Origin of the sequence: Streptomyces sp. NPDC089915 (genome assembly GCF_040684675.1) — a bacterium.
In the GTDB taxonomy this organism is placed as follows: Bacteria; Actinomycetota; Actinomycetes; order Streptomycetales; family Streptomycetaceae; genus Streptomyces.
Map to the genome: position 1 here is coordinate 1 of NZ_JBFBGN010000093.1, position 17,409 is coordinate 17,409.

General features: G+C 73.9%; 13 protein-coding genes. 4 read left to right on the top strand and 9 right to left on the bottom strand.

Annotated elements, in window-relative coordinates:
• On the top strand, nt 1-1,010 hold a 1,010-nt coding region (locus tag AB0O29_RS24470), incomplete at its 5' end, for a citrate/2-methylcitrate synthase (protein WP_365154779.1).
• An 8-nt stretch (nt 1,011-1,018) separates the two neighbouring features.
• On the opposite strand, the gene AB0O29_RS24475 is transcribed toward AB0O29_RS24470, so the two are convergent.
• From AB0O29_RS24475 to AB0O29_RS24490, 4 genes are all read right to left on the bottom strand, one after another.
• Nucleotides 1,019-3,580 (bottom strand): FtsX-like permease family protein, encoded by a 2,562-nt coding sequence (locus AB0O29_RS24475; protein WP_365154782.1) that lies wholly within the window; start codon nt 3,578-3,580, stop codon nt 1,019-1,021.
• Nucleotides 3,581-3,671: 91 nt separating this feature from the next.
• Entirely contained in the window at nt 3,672-4,460 is a 789-nt protein-coding gene (locus AB0O29_RS24480) for an ABC transporter ATP-binding protein (protein WP_365154785.1), read from the bottom strand.
• A gap of 142 nt (nt 4,461-4,602) precedes the next feature.
• Entirely contained in the window at nt 4,603-5,277 is a 675-nt protein-coding gene (locus tag AB0O29_RS24485) for a response regulator transcription factor (protein ID WP_365154788.1), read from the bottom strand.
• Nucleotides 5,274-6,983: a histidine kinase gene (locus tag AB0O29_RS24490; protein WP_365154790.1), complete on the bottom strand. Its 1,710-nt coding sequence runs from the start codon at nt 6,981-6,983 to the stop codon at nt 5,274-5,276. Before AB0O29_RS24490 ends, AB0O29_RS24485 begins: the two co-directional genes overlap by 4 nt.
• A 287-nt stretch (nt 6,984-7,270) precedes the next feature.
• Between AB0O29_RS24490 and AB0O29_RS24495 the strand changes: the two genes are divergently transcribed.
• Both AB0O29_RS24495 and AB0O29_RS24500 read left to right on the top strand, forming a co-directional pair.
• On the top strand, nt 7,271-8,887 hold the full coding sequence (locus tag AB0O29_RS24495) for a sensor histidine kinase (protein ID WP_365154792.1): 1,617 nt from the start codon (nt 7,271-7,273) through the stop codon (nt 8,885-8,887).
• Nucleotides 8,884-9,582: a response regulator gene (locus AB0O29_RS24500; protein ID WP_365154795.1), complete on the top strand. Its 699-nt coding sequence runs from the start codon at nt 8,884-8,886 to the stop codon at nt 9,580-9,582. The genes AB0O29_RS24495 and AB0O29_RS24500 overlap by 4 nt, the downstream gene beginning before the upstream one ends.
• A gap of 18 nt (nt 9,583-9,600) precedes the next feature.
• On the opposite strand, the gene AB0O29_RS24505 is transcribed toward AB0O29_RS24500, so the two are convergent.
• The 3 genes from AB0O29_RS24505 to AB0O29_RS24515 form a co-directional block, all read right to left on the bottom strand.
• Nucleotides 9,601-11,193, bottom strand: a complete 1,593-nt coding sequence (locus AB0O29_RS24505; protein WP_365154798.1) for a cation acetate symporter — start codon at nt 11,191-11,193, stop codon at nt 9,601-9,603.
• A complete protein-coding gene (locus tag AB0O29_RS24510) occupies nt 11,190-11,678 on the bottom strand; it encodes a DUF485 domain-containing protein (RefSeq protein WP_365154801.1) in 489 nt (162 codons plus the stop codon). The genes AB0O29_RS24505 and AB0O29_RS24510 overlap by 4 nt, the downstream gene beginning before the upstream one ends.
• Nucleotides 11,679-11,809: 131 nt before the next feature.
• The gene (locus AB0O29_RS24515; RefSeq protein WP_365154804.1) at nt 11,810-13,927 is read right to left on the bottom strand and encodes a DNA topoisomerase IV subunit B; all 2,118 of its coding nucleotides are present in this window, start codon (nt 13,925-13,927) and stop codon (nt 11,810-11,812) included.
• A gap of 447 nt (nt 13,928-14,374) precedes the next feature.
• On the opposite strand from AB0O29_RS24515, the gene AB0O29_RS24520 reads away from it, so the two are divergent.
• Nucleotides 14,375-14,611: a hypothetical protein gene (locus tag AB0O29_RS24520; RefSeq protein WP_351880652.1), complete on the top strand. Its 237-nt coding sequence runs from the start codon at nt 14,375-14,377 to the stop codon at nt 14,609-14,611.
• A gap of 199 nt (nt 14,612-14,810) precedes the next feature.
• Here AB0O29_RS24520 and AB0O29_RS24525 read toward each other — a convergent pair whose 3' ends face one another.
• Together AB0O29_RS24525 and AB0O29_RS24530 are read right to left on the bottom strand one after the other, a co-directional pair.
• A complete protein-coding gene (locus tag AB0O29_RS24525; RefSeq protein ID WP_365154808.1) occupies nt 14,811-15,665 on the bottom strand; it encodes a serine protease in 855 nt (284 codons plus the stop codon).
• A 99-nt stretch (nt 15,666-15,764) separates the two neighbouring features.
• Entirely contained in the window at nt 15,765-17,342 is a 1,578-nt protein-coding gene (locus tag AB0O29_RS24530; RefSeq protein ID WP_365154810.1) for an RNA polymerase sigma factor, read from the bottom strand.
• Nucleotides 17,343-17,409 lie beyond the last annotated feature (67 nt).

Here is a 17,409-nt window from a genome sequence, read left to right on the forward strand (position 1 = left end):
CCGCGCTCACCCTCATCGAGCCCGGGTCCGACCGGTACTGGTTCCGCGGCGTGGACGCCGTGGAGCTGGCCTCCCGGTACGCCTTCGAGGAGGTCGCCGAGTGGCTCTGGACGGGGACCATGACGCCCGAGGCCCGGTTCGCCGCTCCCCCGGAGCCCCTGGCCGCCGCCCGGCGGGCGGTGGCCGCGCTGCCCGAGCACAGCGGGCCGCTGGACCGGCTGCGGGTGGCGGTCGCCGCCGCCGCGGTCGCGGACCCGCTGCGCTTCGACCTGTCCGAGGAGGCCGTACTGGGCTCCGCCCGCTGTCTGATCCCGACGCTGGTCCGCGCCCTGCCCGAGGCGGCCCCGGAGCGTCCCGGCGACGGGCGGCTCGCCGGGGGCCTGTGGTCCCGGCTGACCGCGCTGGACCCGGACCCGGTGGCCCTGGACGTGCTGGACCTGGCGCTGGCCCTGCTGGTCGACCACGACCTGGCCGCCTCCACCCTGGCCGTACGGGTCGCGGCCTCCGCGCGGGCCCACCCGTACGCGGCGGTCTCGGCCGGGCTCGGGGCGCTCGAAGGCCCCCTGCACGGGGCGGCGGGCCGGCTCGCGCACCGGATGCTGGCCGAGGTGCTGGAACGGGGCGGCGCCGCGCCCGTGGTGGCGGAGCACCTGCGCGCCGGGCGCCGGGTGCCGGGGTTCGGGCACCGCCTGTACCGGGGCGAGGACCCGCGGGCGCGGGCCCTGTCCGCCCGGCTGGAGGAGCTGCCCCGGGCGGCCTCCGCGCTGGGCGCGGCCCGGGAGGTGGCGGCGGTGATGGCCCGGCACGGGCTGCACCCGAACGTGGACCTGGCGCTGGCGGTGCTGACGCTGTCCTGCGGGATGACGGCCGAGGCCGGGGAGACGGTGTTCGCGGTGGCCCGTACGGCGGGCTGGATCGCGCACGCCCTGGAGGAGTACCAGGAGCGGCCGCTGCGGATGCGCCCGAGCGGCCACTACACGGGCCCGCGCCCGCCCCGCCCGCTCCCCTGACCGGCGGTTCAGCCGCCGGACACCGCGCGCAGGGGGCCGAGCGCGGCGGCCCGCCGGGCCGGGAGCGCGGCCGCGGCGGCGCCGGCGGCCAGCGAGAGGACGACGACCAGGGCGAGGGTCCCCCAGGGCAGGGAGAAGGCGTACTGGGGGATGGCCCCGTTGGCGAGTCCGCTGACCCGCCACGCCCCGAACAGGCCGCCGGCCAGGCCCAGCAGGGTCCCGAAGGCGGCGACGGCCAGCGATTCGAGCCCGATCATCCGGCGGATCCCGCCGCGTTCCATGCCGAGGGCGCGCAGGACGCCGATCTCCCGGGTGCGTTCGGCGACCGACATGGCGAGCGTGTTGACCATGCCGAGGGCGGAGATGACCACGCCGATGGCGAGCAGTCCGAAGACCATGGTCATCAGGTCGCCGGCCACCCCCGCCTGCTCCTGGACGAGCCGGCTCCGGTCCTGCACCTTCAGCAGCGGGCTGTCGTCCACGGCCGCGCGCAGCCGCTTCTCCACGTCCGCCGCGCCCGGGCCGGTGCGGACGAGGACGCGCTGGACGGAGTCGCGCAGGAAGCCGTACCGCTGGACCTCGCCCCGGTCGGCGAGGACGTCCCGCGCGGTGGGGTTGTCCTCGTAGATCCCGACGACGGTGAAGGTCCGGTCGCGCTCGCCCTGGCCGGGGCCGATGCTCCCCTCGATCCGCCCGCCGGTGACGAGCCGGTTCTCGCGGGCGAAGCTGCCGGAGACGGCGATCCGGCCCGGCCCGATCCCGTCGGCCGAACCGCTGGTGAAGCGGAGCTTCATGACGGCCCCCACGGTCTTCGGGTCGACGCCGGAGACCTCCCGGGCGAGGGCCCCGGCCGAGAAGGTGGAGTCGGCGACGGGCGAGGCCGTCGCGACCCCGGGCACGGCGGCGATCCGCCGGACCGCGGCCGCGTCGACGGCCGTGGTGTTGCCCCGGGTGCTGATGACGTAGTCGGCGCTCAGCCCGGCGGCCGCCTGGGAGTCCAGGGCGCGGCTGGAGGAGTGCTCGATGACGGCGAGTCCGCAGACCAGCGCGGTACTGATCATCAGGGCGACGGCGGTGGCCGCCGTACGGCGCGGGTCGCGCAGGGCGTTGTCCCGCGCGAGGTCGCCCGCGACCCCGAACCGGCCGGTGAGGCGGCCGAGGACGCGGATCACGGGGCCGGCCAGCAGCGGGGCCAGCAGGATCAGCCCGATGACGAGGATCCCGCAGCCGAACATCGCGGTCCGCAGGTTGGCGTCGGAGGCGCTGCGGGCGTCGTCCAGCGAGACCAGCAGCCCGGCGCCGGCGAGGAGCACGAGGGCGCCGGCCGCGCCCCGGATCCGGGACAGGGCCGCGGAGGGCGGCTGCTCGGCGGTGCGCATCGCCTCGACGGGCGCGATCCTGGCCGCCCTGCGGGAGGGCAGCCAGGCGGCGAGGACCGTGACGCCGACGCCGACGGCCAGGGAGGCCAGCACCGGGGCGGGTCCGACCACGAGCGGGCCCGAGGGCAGCAGGTCGTCCGCTCCGCCGAGGAGGCCGGGCAGGACGGTGGCGACACCGAGCCCGAGGGCGAAGCCGAGTGCCGAGGCGACGAAACCGACCAGGGCCGCCTCGGCGAGCACGGAGGCGACGACCTGCCGGCGGGTGGCGCCGATCGCGCGCAGCAGGGCGATCTCCCGGGAGCGCCGGGTGACGAGCATGGTGAAGGTGTTGACGATGAGGAAGGAGCCGATGAAGAGGGAGACCACGGCGAAGATCAGGGGCAGCCGCGCGTAGCTGCGGGTCTTCGTGTCGATGAAGACCGACTGCTGGGCGGCCAGCGCGGCCGTGGTGGTCGCCTCGGCCCGGTCGGCGGGCAGCAGGGCGCCGACGCGCCGGGCGAGGTCGCCCGGGTCGGTGCCGGGCGTGGCGGAGAGGTCGATGCCGGTGTAGCGGCCCGGGGTGGCGAACAGCCCCTGGGCGGTGGCCTTGTCGAGTACGGCGAGGGTGCCCCCGGCGGTCACCCGGGTGTCGGTGGTCGAGACGATGCCGACCAGCCGCAGCCGCAGGACGGGGCCGTCGGTGGCCAGCCTGACGGTGTCGCCGAGGGAGTACCCGCCGGCTTCGGCGGTGCCCCGGTCGAGGGCCACCTCGCCGGAGGTGCGCGGGGCCCGGCCGGCGGTCAGCGGGTAGCGGCCGTCCTTGCCGTCGGGGCCGGGGACGTAGGCGGCGGCCAGCTTCCCCATGGCGTTGCCGGCGCGCAGCGGGGTGCCGTCCTTGGCGGCCAGGGTGGCCGAGCCGTCGGCGGAGGGGCGGGCCGCGGTGACGCCGGGGAGGGCGGCCAGCCTCGCCGTGAGCGCGTCGTCGAGCACGGATTCGCGCTGGTCGGCGGGGGCGCCGAGGGGGTACTTGGGGTCCACGGTGACCGCGGTCCCGGCGTAGTTCCGCGCCATGGAGGCGCGGTAGGCGGCGGTGGTGGAGTCGGCGAAGACCAGGGAGCCGGAGATGAACGCGACCCCGAGGCAGACCGCGAGGACGGTCATGGCCAGACGGGCCTTGTGCGCGAGGACGTTGCGCAGGGCTGTTCGCAGCATGGCGGGCTTTCAGAAGGTGTGGCGCGGCGGACGGTCGGGGGGGACGGAACAGGGCGGGGCGGGCCGGGTCAGAGGGGCGGCGGAGGGCCGGTCAGGAGGTGCGGCCCCGGGCCTCGAAGGCGAGCATCCGGTCGAGCACCGCCCCGGAGGTCGGCTCGTGCAGCTCGTCCACCAGACGGCCGTCGGCGAGGAACACCACCCGGTCGGCGTGGGCCGCGGCCGCCGGGTCGTGGGTGACCATCACCACGGTCTGGCCCAGCTCCCGCACCGAGTCGCGCAGGAACCCGAGGACCTCCGCGCCGGAGCGGGAGTCGAGGTTGCCGGTCGGCTCGTCGGCGAAGACGATCTCGGGACGGGACGCCAGCGCGCGGGCCACCGCCACCCGCTGCTGCTGGCCGCCGGAGAGCTCGGACGGGCGGTGCGCGAGCCGGCCCGAGAGGCCGACGGTGGCGACGACGGTGTCCAGCCAGGCGGCGTCGGGCCGGCGGCCGGCCAGCCGCAGCGGCAGGGTGATGTTCTCCAGCGCGGTGAGGGTGGGCATCAGGTTGAAGCCCTGGAAGACGAAGCCGACCTTCTCCCGGCGCAGCCGCGTCAGCTGCCGGTCGTTCAGTGAGGACAGCTCGACCCCGCCGATGCGCGCCGATCCCGAGGTCACCGGGTCCAGGCCGGCCATGCAGTGCATCAGGGTGGACTTGCCCGAGCCGGAGGGGCCCATGACGGCGGTGAACCGGCCCCGGGCGAAGTCCACGGACACCGCGTCGAGCGCGGTGACCCGGGTCTCGCCCTTTCCGTACGTCTTGGTCAGGCCGGCGGCGCGGGCGGCCGGTTCGGCGAGGGCCGCGCCGGAAGGGGAGGCCGGGGAGGGGAAGTTCTGTGACATGCCTCCATCGTCACGGCCCTGACCTGCACGAACATCGCCCTGGAGGCGGGAGTTCGGCTCTGCCGAAGGACCGGTGCGCGGCGCCCGCGCTCCCCCGAAGGGCAGAGGTCCGCAGGGCGGGGCCCTGCCCTTCGGGGGGGCGTCAAGGGGCGAGGCCGGTCCGGTGGGCCAGCAGCGCCGCCTGGACCCGGCTCGTCGACCCGGTCTTGTCGAGGATGGCGCCCACGTGGGTCTTCACGGTGCCGGTGCCGATGCCGAGCCGGGTGCCGATGTCCTGGTTCGAGAGGCCCTCACCGAGCATCGCCAGGACCTCCCGCTCCCGGCCGGTCAGCCGGGCGATCCGCTCGTCCGCCGCTCCGGCGGCGCCGCGCGGCTCACCGGCGGTCAGCATCCGGGAGATCACCGCCCCGGTCACCCCCGGGGAGAGCACGGCGTCCCCGGCGGCGGCCGCCCGCACCGCGCTGATCAGCTCCTGCGGGCCCTCGTCCTTCAGCAGGAAGCCCGCGGCGCCCTCCCGCAGCGCCCGCACCACGTTCTCGTCGTCTCCGAAGGTGGTCAGCATCACCACGCGCGGCGCCGGGTCCAGGGCGAGCAGCGGGGCGATCGCGGCGAGCCCGTCGCAGACCGGCATCCGGACGTCCAGCAGCACGACGTCCGGGTGGTGCGCGGCGGCCAGCGCGACCGCCTGCCGGCCGTCGGGGGCCTCGGCGACGACCTCGATGCCGTCGGCGTGCCGCAGGATCAGGCGCACTCCGGCGCGGATCATCGTCTCGTCGTCGGCGAGCAGGACGCGGATCGGGTGGACGGGCGCGGTCACGGGGTCTCCCAGGATGTGGCGTCCCGGACCGACGGGACGGTGAAGCGGTCGATGGCGATGAGGCGCTGCGCGGGGTCGAAGCAGTAGCGGGCGATGGTCAGGGAGCCGGGCCGGGACTCGGTGGCCCCGTTGAACGGGTACACGCAGCCGGCCGTGCCGGGCGGGCGCGGCGGCTCCCGGCCGGTGGCCGCGGCGCGGACGGCCCGGTTGTCCAGGACCCCGGCACCGGTCAGGTCGCCGTAGGTCATGCCGACGCGGGGCAGCGGGGGCGGTCCGGACGGCCGGTGCGGTGCTGTGGCGTAGACGAAGAGGGTCCCGAGGGCCATCAGCACGCTCAGCCCCACCATCCCGAGGGCGAGCGTCAGCGCCTGCGCGGTGCCGCGTCCGGGCGCGGCGGCGGGCGCGCCGGCGGCGCTCGGGGATCCGGCAGGGGGCGCGGCTCCGCGAACGCCGCCGGGCGGGGCCGCGGCGTGGAGCCGGCCTTCGGCTCCGGAACCGGTCGGGGACGCACCGCGGTCCTCGTCCGCGCCCGCGGGCCGGGCAGCGGGGGCGTCGCCGGGTTCGGCGGGCAGGGCCGCCTCCACCCGGAAGCCGCCGGAGGGCAGCGGGGCCGCGTCGAAGGTGCCGCCCAGCAGCCCGATCCGTTCGCGCAGGCCGGTGAGGCCTCGGCCGGTGCCCAGGCCGGCGGCGGGAGCGGGGGCGGCGGAGGCGGGCGGGGCGCCGTTGCGGACGGTGACCCGTACCGTCTCCTCGTCGTGCGCCACGCTCACGGCGACGTGCGCCGCGCTCGCGTACCGGTGCACGTTGGTCAGGGCCTCCCGCACCACCCGGTGCACCGCCCGCCGCACCCCCGCCGGGCGGGAGTCCAGGTCCGGCCCCGTCCAGTCGAGGCGTACGGCGACCCCGCCGTCCCGCGACCGCGCCACCAGCGCCTCGATGTCGGCGCGGGTGCCGGTGGCGTCGGTGAGGGCCTCGGGGCCGGTGTCCCGGCCCAGCGGCCCGAGCACGCCGAGGGCCTGGCGCAGCTCGCGCATGGCGTCCCGGGTGGTCCGCCGGACCAGGACGGCCTCCTCGCGCAGTTCGGGGTCGGCGTGCTCCAGGGCCAGCTCCAGCCCGCCCGCGTGCAGGGAGATCAGGCTGAGCCGGTGCCCGACCAGGTCGTGCATCTCGGCGGCGATCCGGGAGCGCTCGTGGATCCGGGCCTCGCTGTCGGCGAACCGCCGGGCCCGCTCCGCCGCGTCCCCGCGCTCGCGCAGCGCCCGCACCAGGCGCCGCTGCTGTCCGTACGAGGTGCCGACCAGGCCGGGGACGAGCACGGCCGTCGGCGTCAGGACCAGCCCGAGCGCCGGGCCGTAGGGCAGCGGTCCCGGACCGAGCCAGGGCGCGGCCAGGGTCGCGCACACCACCAGCAGGACGGCAGCCGCGGCCAGCAGCCGGGCCCGCCGCCGGGCCCGGACCGTCCGCCGCGCCACGGTGTACGCCGTCGCCGCGGTGACCGGGCCGACGCAGCAGGCCAGCCCGGTCAGCGCCGCGAGGACGAGGAGGACGGCGGCCGGGAAGCGGCGCCGCAAGGGGAACAGGGCCGCACCGACCGCCAGCACGGGCAGCTGGAGGTACGGGCGCGGGAGCACCCCGAGGTAGCCGACCACCAGCCACACGCCCAGCCCGGCGAGCAGCACCCAGGCCGTCTCCGCCCCCGCGCGCACGGGGCCCCGGAGCGGACGACGGAAACGGAACGGACCATTACTCACCACGCTGACCAGTATCGATTCCGGAACCGGCGCGGGCATGCGCCTCACGGCCGATCCGCCCCTCTGCCGAAAGGCAGAGGACCCACCCCGGCGCCCGCCGGACGCGGCCCGCACGGCGCGCGCGGGGACCTCCCGGGCCCGGCGGCGACCGGCCCGGAGCCCGCTCACCGTCCGTGACCACGGAAGCTCGCCTGCGCGACGGACGTTCCGCTTCCGCGCCCGCCGACCTACGGTTACTGGTCATGCGGTTCCTCCCCCCGCGCACCCGGCGCCTCGGACTGCCCCGACGCGCCGTGTCGCAGATCCTGCTCACCCAGCTGGCCATCGCCGCCGGGGTCCTCGTGCTGGCCACGGGGCTCTTCCTGGCCCCCTTGAGCCACCAGCTGGACGACCAGGCGATGCGGCGCGCCCTGGCCATCGCCCAGAGCGCCGCGGCGGACCCCTCCCTGGCCGCCGACCTGCTCAGGTCGGAGCCGACGGCCGACGGCCCCGTCCAGGCGGCCGCCGAGCGGATCCGCAGCGCGACCGGCGCCGAGTACGTCGTCGTCCTCGACCTGAAGGGGATCCGCCGCTCCCACCCCAGCCCCGACCGCATCGGCCGGCCCGTCTCCACCGACCCCGCGGACGCCCTCGCCGGACACGAGGTGATGGAGATCGACCAGGGCACCCTCGGCCGCTCCGCCCGCGGCAAGGTCCCCCTCGTCGCCGCCGACGGGGAGATCGTCGGGGCCGTCTCCGTCGGCATCGCCTACGACAGCGTGCGCGACCGGCTGCTCGGCGCCATCCCGGGCCTGTTCGCCTACGCCGGCGGCGCCCTGGCCGCCGGGGCGCTCGCCGCCTACCTCCTCTCCCGCCGGATCCAGCGGCAGACGCGGGACCTGGCCTTCTCCGACATCGCCGGCCTCCTCGCCGAGCGCGAGGCGATGCTGCACTCCATCCGCGAGGGCGTGATCGCCCTCGACCCGGACGACCGGGTACGCCTCGTCAACGACGAGGCGGCCCGGCTGCTGGGCCTCCCCCACGCCCACCCGGACACCCTGGCCGGGCGCCCGCTGGACGAGGTCCTCGGCGCGGGCCGCACCAGCGACGTCCTGGCCGGCCGCGTCACCGGCCGCGACCTGCTGACCGTCCAGGGCCCGCGCGTCCTGGTCGCCAACCGCATGCCCACCGCCGACGGCGGCGCCGTCGCCACCCTGCGCGACCGCACCGAACTGGAGCACCTGAGCCGCGAACTCGACTCCACCAAGGGCCTGATCGACGCCCTGCGCGCCCAGGACCACGAGCACGCCAACCGCCTCCACACCCTCCTCGGCCTCCTCGAACTGGGCCTGCACGAGGAAGCCGTCGCCTTCGTGACCGAGGTGGTGGGGGTGCACCGCACCACGGCCGAGCAGGTCACCGAGAAGGTCCACGACCCCCTCCTGGCCGCACTGCTGGTGGGCAAGGCCACCGTCGCGGCGGAGCGCGGCGTCCCGCTGCGCCTCGCCCCGGACTCCCTCCTCCCCGACCGCCTGGTGGACCCCGGCGGGCTCGTCACGATCCTCGGCAACCTCGTCGACAACGCCCTGGACGCGGCGGCGGGCTCCGCCGCACCCCTGGTCGAGGTCGACGTCCGCGCGGAAGGACGCTCCGTCGTCCTGCGGGTGCGTGACAGCGGCCCCGGGATCCCCGCCGGCCGGCACGAGGAGATCTTCACGGAGGGCTGGTCGACCAAGCTGCCCGCCGCCCACCGCGAGCGCGGGCTGGGCCTCGCCCTGGTACGCCGCCTCGCGGAGCGGCAGGGCGGCAGCGCCCGGGCCGGCGGCGCAGAGGACGGAGGGGCGGAGTTCTCCGTCGTACTTCCGGAGGCCCTGCGGTGAGCGAGTCCCCGATCCACGTATTGGTCGTCGACGACGACATGCGTGTTGCCCGTATCAACGCGGCGTACGTGGCGAAGGTTCCCGGGTTCCGGGTGTCCGGCCAGGCTCATTCGGCGGCCGGGGCACTGGAGTTCCTCGCCGCCCACCCGGTGGACCTGGTCCTCCTCGACCACTACCTCCCCGACGGGACCGGCCTCGACCTGGTGCGCCGTCTGCGCCAGCTGGGCCGCCACACCGACGTGATCATGGTCACGGCCGCCCGGGACCTGGCCACGGTCCAGGCCGCCATGCGGCTCGGCGCCCTCCAGTACCTGGTCAAACCGTTCACCTTCGCCGGTCTGCGCGCCAAACTGGAGGCCTACGCGGCCCTTCGCCGCTCCCTGTCCGGCGGCGGCGAGGCCGAACAGGCCGAGGTGGACCGGATCTTCGGGGCCCTCGCCTCGGCCGGCACCCCCAACGAGCTGCCCAAGGGCCACTCCCCCACCACCGCGGAGCTGGTCCGCAGGGTGCTGCGCACGGCCGAGGGGCCCCTGTCCACCCAGCAGATCGCCGACCGCGCCGGCATCAGCCGGCAGACGGCCCAGCGCTACCTCAAGCTCCTGGACCGTGCCGGCCGGGTCTCCCTGGCCCTGCGCTACGGCGAGACCGGCCGCCCGGAACACCGCTACACCTGGGTCCCGTCGGCCGGCGCCTGAACCACCGCCCCGCGCACCTCACACCGCCCCGGCCCCCGTCAGCGAACGCACCTCCGTCTGCGCGTACTTGCGCTCGTCCGGCTCCTCGGCGGAGGTGACCGTACCCAGCCAGCCCGCCAGGAAGCCGAGCGGGATCGAGACGATCCCCGGGTTCTGCAGCGGGAAGTACTGGAAGTCCACGCCGGGGAAGAGGGATCCGGGACTCCCGGAGACCACCGGCGACAGGGCGACCAGCAGCAGCGCCGGAACCAGCCCCCCGTACACCGACCACACGGCCCCCCGGGTGGTGAACCCCCGCCAGAACAGCGAGTACAGCAGCACCGGCAGGTTCGCCGAGGCCGCCACCGCGAAGGCCAGGCCCACCAGGAAGGCCACGTTCATGTCCTGGGCGAGCAGCCCGAGCCCGATGGCCACCGCCCCGATCCCCACGGCCGCCACCCGGGCCACCGTCACCTCGCTGCGCTGCCGGGCCCGTCGCCGCCGGAGGGAGGCGTACAGGTCGTGCGCGACGGAGGCCGACGAGGCCAGGGTGATCCCGGCGACCACGGCGAGGATCGTCGCGAAGGCGATGGCCGCCACCAGGGCGAACAGCACCGCGCCCCCGGTGGAGTCGGCGCCCCCGCCGAGGAACCCGGCCAGCAGCGGCACGGCCGTGTTTCCCGAGGCGCTGGACGCCCGCACGGCGTCGGGGCCGACCAGCGCGGCCGCTCCGAAGCCGAGCACGATCGTCATCAGGTAGAAGCCCCCGATGAGCCCGATCGCCCACACCGCCGACCGGCGGGCGGCGCGCGCGGTGGGCACGGTGTAGAAGCGCGACAGGATGTGGGGCAGCCCCGCCGTGCCGAGGACCAGGGCCAGACCCAGGCTCATGAAGTCCAGGCGCGACGTCCAGCCGCCGCCGTACTTCAGGCCGGGGCTCAGGAACCGGGCCCCGTGCCCGCTGCGTTCGGCGGCGCCGGAGAGGAGCTGGTCGAGGTTCCCGTGGAAGCGCAGCAGGACCAGCACGGTGAGGACGATCGCCCCGCCGATCAGCAGGACGGCCTTGACGATCTGGATCCAGGTGGTGGCCCGCATCCCGCCGAAGGCCACGTAGACCACCATCAGCGCGCCGACCCCGACCACGGTCAGGGTCCGGGCACCGGGGCCCGCGTCCGACAGGAGCAGGCCCACGAGACTGCCGGCGCCGACCATCTGCGCCACCAGGTACAGCACGGAGACCACCACCGAGGAGGTGCCCGCGGCGATCCGTACGGGTCGCTCGCTCATCCGGGCGACGACGACGTCGGCCAGCGTGAAGCGCCCGCAGTTGCGCACCAGTTCGGCCACCAGGAACAGCACCATCAGCCAGGCCACCAGGAACCCGATCAGGTACAGCAGGCCGTCGTAGCCGAAGAGGGAGATCAGCCCGGAGACCCCCAGGAAGGAGGCCGCGGACATGTAGTCGCCGGCGATGGCGAAACCGTTCTCCATCGGGGAGAACAGCCGCCCGCCCGCGTAGAACTCCTCCGCCGAACCGTGCCTCCTGCGGCTGACCCAGGTGGTGATGCCGAGGGTGACCGCGATGAACAGGCTGAAGAGGATCAGCGCCAGTGTCTGGTGCTCGGAGGTCACCGCTCCTCCCCCCGGCCCGTGCGGCTGCGCTCCTGGCCGCGTTCCCGTTCGAACACGGTCCAGCGCAGGTCGAGCGCGGCACTGTCCCGGCGCAGCCGTGCGTGCCGGGAGTAGGCCCAGGTCAGCAGGAAGGTGCTCAGGAACTGGCCGAGGCCCGCCAGCAGGGCCACGTTGAACGATCCCACCACCGGCCGGGCCATCAGCCCCGGCGCGGCCGTCGCCGCGATCACGTAGGCGACGTACCAGAGGAGGAAGCCGGCGGTCGCGGGGACGACGAACCTGCGGTACCGGCCGCGGACCTCCTGGAAGGCGGCGCTGCGCTGCACCTCCAGGTAGATGTCGGAGGCGCTCGGGGCACCGCGGTCCGCCGGGGCCGGGCGCGGCGGAACGGCTTCCGCGCCCTCGCCCCAGCCCACGGCCAGCGCGTCGTACCAGGGGTCGTCGAGCCGGATCGTTCCGGCTTCGCGACCTTCGTGCTTGTCCACCGAACTCTCCTTGTCCGCTGCCGCCTTGGCGGCGTGCTCACAAGGATGTGCCGAATGGTCGCTTTCCGGACTGGTGTCCTGGCGCTCTTCACTCCATCAGGTGAGGGGGCGAAGAGCGCCGGGGCTCCGGATCAGGCGTCGATGCGCGAGCGGTCCAGGGTCGCGGCCGAACTGGTGATGAACTCCTTGCGCGGGGCGACCTCGTTGCCCATGAGGAGGTCGAAGACCTGCTCCGCCGCCTCCAGGTCGCCGATGTTGATCCGCCGCAAGGTGCGGTGGCGGGGGTCCATCGTGGTCTCCGCCAGCTGGTCCGCGTCCATCTCGCCGAGGCCCTTGTAGCGCTGGATGGAGTCCTTGTACCGGATGTTCTTGCGCTGGAACTCCAGCAGCGTCTGGCGCAGCTCGTTGTCCGAGTACGTGTAGACGTACTTGTCCTGGCCCTTCCTGGGCTGGACCAGCTCGATCCGGTGCAGCGGCGGGACGGCCGCGAAGACCCGGCCCGCCTCGACCATCGGCCGCATGTACCGCTGGAAGAGGGTGATCAGCAGGGTGCGGATGTGGGAGCCGTCGACGTCGGCGTCGGTCATCATGATGACCTTCCCGTACCGGGCCGCGTCGATGTCGAAGGTACGGCCGGAGCCGGCTCCTATGACCTGGATGATCGCGCCGCACTCGGCGTTCTTGAGCATGTCCGAGACCGAGGACTTCTGGACGTTGAGGATCTTGCCGCGGATCGGCAGCAGCGCCTGGAACTCGGAGTTCCGGGCGAGCTTGGCCGTACCGAGGGCCGAGTCCCCCTCGACGATGAAGAGCTCGCTGCGGTCCACGTCGTCGCTGCGGCAGTCGGCCAGCTTGGCCGGCAGCGAGGAGGACTCCAGCGCGGTCTTGCGGCGCTGCGCCTCCTTGTGCTGGCGGGCCGCGATGCGGGTCCGGGCGGCCGCGACGATCTTCTCCATCACGGCCCGGGACTGCTGCTTGTCGTCGCGCTTGGTGGAGGTCAGGAAGGCCTTGAGCTCCTTGGCGACGACGGCCGCGACGATCCGGGTGGCGGCGGAGGTGCCGAGCACCTCCTTCGTCTGGCCCTCGAACTGGGGCTCGGCGAGGCGGACGGTGACGACGGCCGTCATGCCCTCCATGGCGTCGTCCTTGACGACGTCGTCCTCGGCGACGCGCAGCAGCTTCGCGGAGCGCAGCACCTCGTTGACGGTCTTGGCGACCGACCGCTCGAATCCGGCCACGTGGGTGCCGCCCTTGGGGGTGGCGATGATGTTCACGAAGGACTTGACGTTGGTCTCGTACCCCGTGCCCCAGCGCAGGGCGATGTCCACGCCCAGCTCGCGGGTGACCTCGGTGGGGGTCATGTGGCCGCGGTCGTCGAGGACCGGGACGGTCTCCTTGAAGGTGCCCGACCCGGTCAGGCGCAGCACGTCGCAGACGGCCTTGTCCTGGGCGAGGTAGTCGCAGAACTCGCTGATGCCGCCGTCGAAGCGGAACGTCTCCTCGGTCTTGCCGGCGCCGTCGATGGCCCGCTCGTCGCGGACGACGATGGTCAGGCCGGGCACGAGGAAGGCGGTCTGGCGGGCGCGCTGGTAGAGCGTCTCCAGGGAGAGGCGGGCGTCCTTGAGGAAGATCTGGCGGTCGGCCCAGTAGCGGATCCGGGTGCCGGTCTTCCCCTTCGCCACCCGCTTGCCCTTGCGCAGGCCGCTGCCCGCCTCGAAGGGGGCGTCGGCGCCCTCCTCGGTGAACAGGCCGGGGACGCCGCGGCGGAAGCTGATGCTGTGGGTGGTGCCTCGGTCGACCTCGACGTCGAGTCGGGCTGACAGGGCGTTGACCACGGAGGCGCCGACGCCGTGGAGGCCGCCGGAGGCCGCGTAGGAGCCGCCGCCGAACTTGCCGCCGGCGTGCAGCTTGGTCATGACGACCTCGACGCCGGACAGGCCGGTCTTGGGCTCGACGTCGACCGGGATGCCGCGGCCGTTGTCACGGACCTCGACCGAGGAGTCGGGGTGGAGGACGACCTCGATGTGGTCGCAGTAGCCGCCCAGGGCCTCGTCGACGGAATTGTCGATGATCTCCCAGAGGCAGTGCATCAGGCCTCGGCTGTCGGTCGAGCCGATATACATGCCGGGGCGCTTGCGGACGGCCTCGAGGCCCTCGAGGACGAGCAGGTGCCGCGCGGTGTAGTTGGAACCGTCCCGGTCTGCTCCGGACAGCAGCGCGCTGGAAGGCACGGACGTGTCGGCGGTCACGCAGTTCGCTCCTCGCTGAATTTCTTCTCTGACCCGCTGGGGCGCAGGGGTGGCTCGGTTGCCCGTCGAAGGGTACCGAGGCCAGGTAGAGCCGGTGAAACGCCACCCTCGCGCGTTCCACAGCCTAGTCCAGATCCGTACGGGTGTTCGATCCCCCGTGAGGGTGAAGCAAACATCACGTTCCCTTCCAGGCATGAACCATTTAGGGTTCGGGCACGTCCTCATCAACATCCGGCACTCACGCCGGGGAGGACGAGAACTGCTACAAGCGAACGACTGACAACGCGAAACCGTAAAGCAACGCAATACGGCTCCTTCGCCGCCAACCGGCAGCAGCCGGCCAGCTTCGGAAGGAAGTTTCGAGGAAAAGCCGCGAGCGGGAACGTTTTCGGCCTGGTTGGATGTTGACCCTGGTACGACAGCTCGTCGAGCTAGAGAAGAGGCGACGTGACTACTGTTCTGACACCCGCGACCCCGCTGACGGCCGCTGACCGATGCGACCGTTGCGGCGCCCAGGCATATCTGCGCGTCGTCCTCCTGAGCGGTGGTGAACTGCTCTTCTGCGCCCACCACGGGCGTAAGTTCGAGCCGGAACTCAAGAAGATCGCCGCGGAAATACAGGATGAGACCGAGCGGCTGACGTCCGCTCCGGCCGCCCACGCAGCCGACCCCGAGGACCGCTGACACAAGGCCTGACCTCGCATCCGACGAGCCAGGACCGGCTAGGCCGGTCGACGGGCGGCGTCTCTGAGACCCAGAGGCGCCGCCCGTCCTCATTCCCGCGGCCCGCCCTCCCCGCTCCGGAGTCACCCTCCGGCCCCACCGCCCCCGCGCCGGGCCGTACAGGGCCCCTGGAGCCCCTGCGGAGGCCGTCCGCGCAGCGCTAGACCCCGCTCGGCCGCCGGTCCCTCTGGGGGCCGCTCACGAAGTCGATCAACGGGGCGATCCGGGTGTACACGCCCGGGCTGTCGGCGCGCCCGCAGCCGCGGCCCCAGGACACCAGGCCGATCAGCCTGCCCCGTGCCACCAGCGGCCCGCCGCTGTCCCCCTGGCAGGCGTCCTTGCCGCCCGACCGGTCGCCCGCGCACACCATGGAGTCGGCCCGGTACTGGCCGTCCGCGTTGCCCGGGTACGCGCGCCGGCAGACCTCGTCGTCGAGGACGGTGACCTGTGCCGCCCGCAGCCCGTACGCGTAGTCGCCGAATCCGCTCGTGTCGCCCCAGCCGTAGACCGCCGCCCCGGTGCCCGCGTCGTAGCCGGGGTGGCCCTCGCCGGCCATGGGGAGCACGTGGTCCGCGGGCACCGCTTCGGCCAGTTCCAGTACGGCGAGGTCGCCGGCGTTGGTGCCGGGGTCGTACGCCGGGTTCACCCGGGCCGACCGGACCGCGATCTCCCGCCCCTCGGGGGCGCGCAGCTCCGTCCGGCCGGTGATCACCCGGAAGTCGGCTACGGAGTCCACCGGACCGCCCAGCACCTGGCGGCCCAGGCAGTGGGCCGCCGTGACCACCGTGGTCGGGGCGACGAGGACGCCCCCGCAGAACTGCCCGTCGCGGATACCTCCGAACCGGTCACGGCTGGCCAGGGCCACGACCCACGGGCTGTCGGCCACCTTCACCGGCTTCCCGCCTATGACGACGCTGTCGGCCGCCACCGTGGGCGCCTGGGCCAGCGGCGCCACGGCCGCTCCCGCCACCAGGGTCAGTGCGCCCGCCAGGGCACGGGCGAAGGGACGACGCATGGGGCCTCCTGACTCCGAGTGTGCATGACTCCACCCAGAGTGGGATGCCCGGTGGCCGCGCGCACCCGCGCGGCCACCTCCGTGGGCCCGCCGGTCCGGTCAGTCCAGGTAGTCGCGCAACACCTGGGAGCGCGACGGGTGGCGCAGCTTCGACATGGTCTTGGACTCGATCTGGCGGATGCGCTCGCGGGTGACCCCGTAGACCTTGCCGATCTCGTCGAGCGTCTTGGGCTGGCCGTCGGTCAGGCCGAAGCGCATCGACACCACGCCGGCCTCGCGCTCGCTCAGCGTGTCCAGAACCGAGTGCAGCTGCTCCTGCAGGAGCGTGAAGCTCACGGCGTCGGCCGGGACGACCGCCTCGGAGTCCTCGATCAGGTCGCCGAACTCGCTGTCGCCGTCCTCGCCGAGCGGCGTGTGCAGGGAGATCGGCTCGCGGCCGTACTTCTGGACCTCGATGACCTTCTCGGGGGTCATGTCGAGTTCCTTGGCCAGCTCCTCCGGGGTGGGCTCGCGGCCCAGGTCCTGGAGCATCTGGCGCTGCACGCGGGCCAGCTTGTTGATCACTTCGACCATGTGCACCGGGATGCGGATGGTGCGGGCCTGGTCGGCCATGGCGCGGGTGATCGCCTGGCGGATCCACCACGTGGCGTAGGTGGAGAACTTGTAGCCCTTGGTGTAGTCGAACTTCTCGACCGCGCGGATCAGACCCAGGTTCCCCTCCTGGATCAGGTCCAGGAACAGCATGCCGCGGCCCGTGTAGCGCTTGGCCAGGGAGACCACGAGGCGGAGGTTGGCCTCCAGCAGGTGGTTCTTGGCGCGGCGGCCGTCCTCGGCGATGATCTCCAGCTCGCGCTTGAGCTTGGGGGCCAGCTTGTCGGAGTTGGCCAGCTTGTCCTCGGCGAAGAGTCCCGCCTCGATGCGCTTGGCGAGTTCGACCTCCTGCTCGGCGTTGAGGAGGGGGACCTTGCCGATCTGCTTGAGGTAGTCCTTGACGGGGTCGGCGGTGGCACCGGCCACGACGACCTGCTGGGCGGGGGCGTCGTCCTCGTCGTCGGAGATGACGAAGCCCTTGGCCTCGCCGCCCTCCTCCTCTTCCTCGCCCTCGGCCTTCGCCGCTTCGGGACCCTCGTCGACGGCCTCTTCGTCGCCCTCGTCCAGGTCCTTCTTGGCGGCGGTCTTCTTGGCCGCGGTCTTCTTCGCGGTGGCCTTCTTGGCGGGTGCCGCCTTCTTGGCCGCCGTCTTGCGGGCCGCGGTCTTCTTCGCGACGGGCTCGGCCGCGGGCTCGCCCGCGAGGGCGTCGGCGAGGTCGGGTTCCGCCGTTCCCGGCTCGGCCGGGGTCTCGGCCGCGGTCGCGGGAGCCGCCGGTTTGGCGGCGACCGGCCTGGTCGTCGTACGCTTGGCGGGGGTCTTCGCTGCGACGCTCTTGCGTGGGGTGCGCTTGGGCGACTCTGCGGCACTGACCATCAGCGTCACACCCTCTTCCTCGAGGATCTGGTTGAGGCTGCGCAGGACATTCTTCCACTGGGTCGCAGGAATCTGGTCAGCCTCGAAGGCCCGACGCACGTCATCGCCGGCGATCTGCCCCTCGGCCTTGCCCCGCTCGATGAGCGCCATCACAGACTCGGATTCGGCGATCTCCGGCGGGAGCGTACGGGATGTGCTGGCCGACACGAACAACCTCTCGGAACGATGGGAACGGGTTCCGACCCCGGCCTGGTGCTGGACCGGAGCCGACGACCACCGA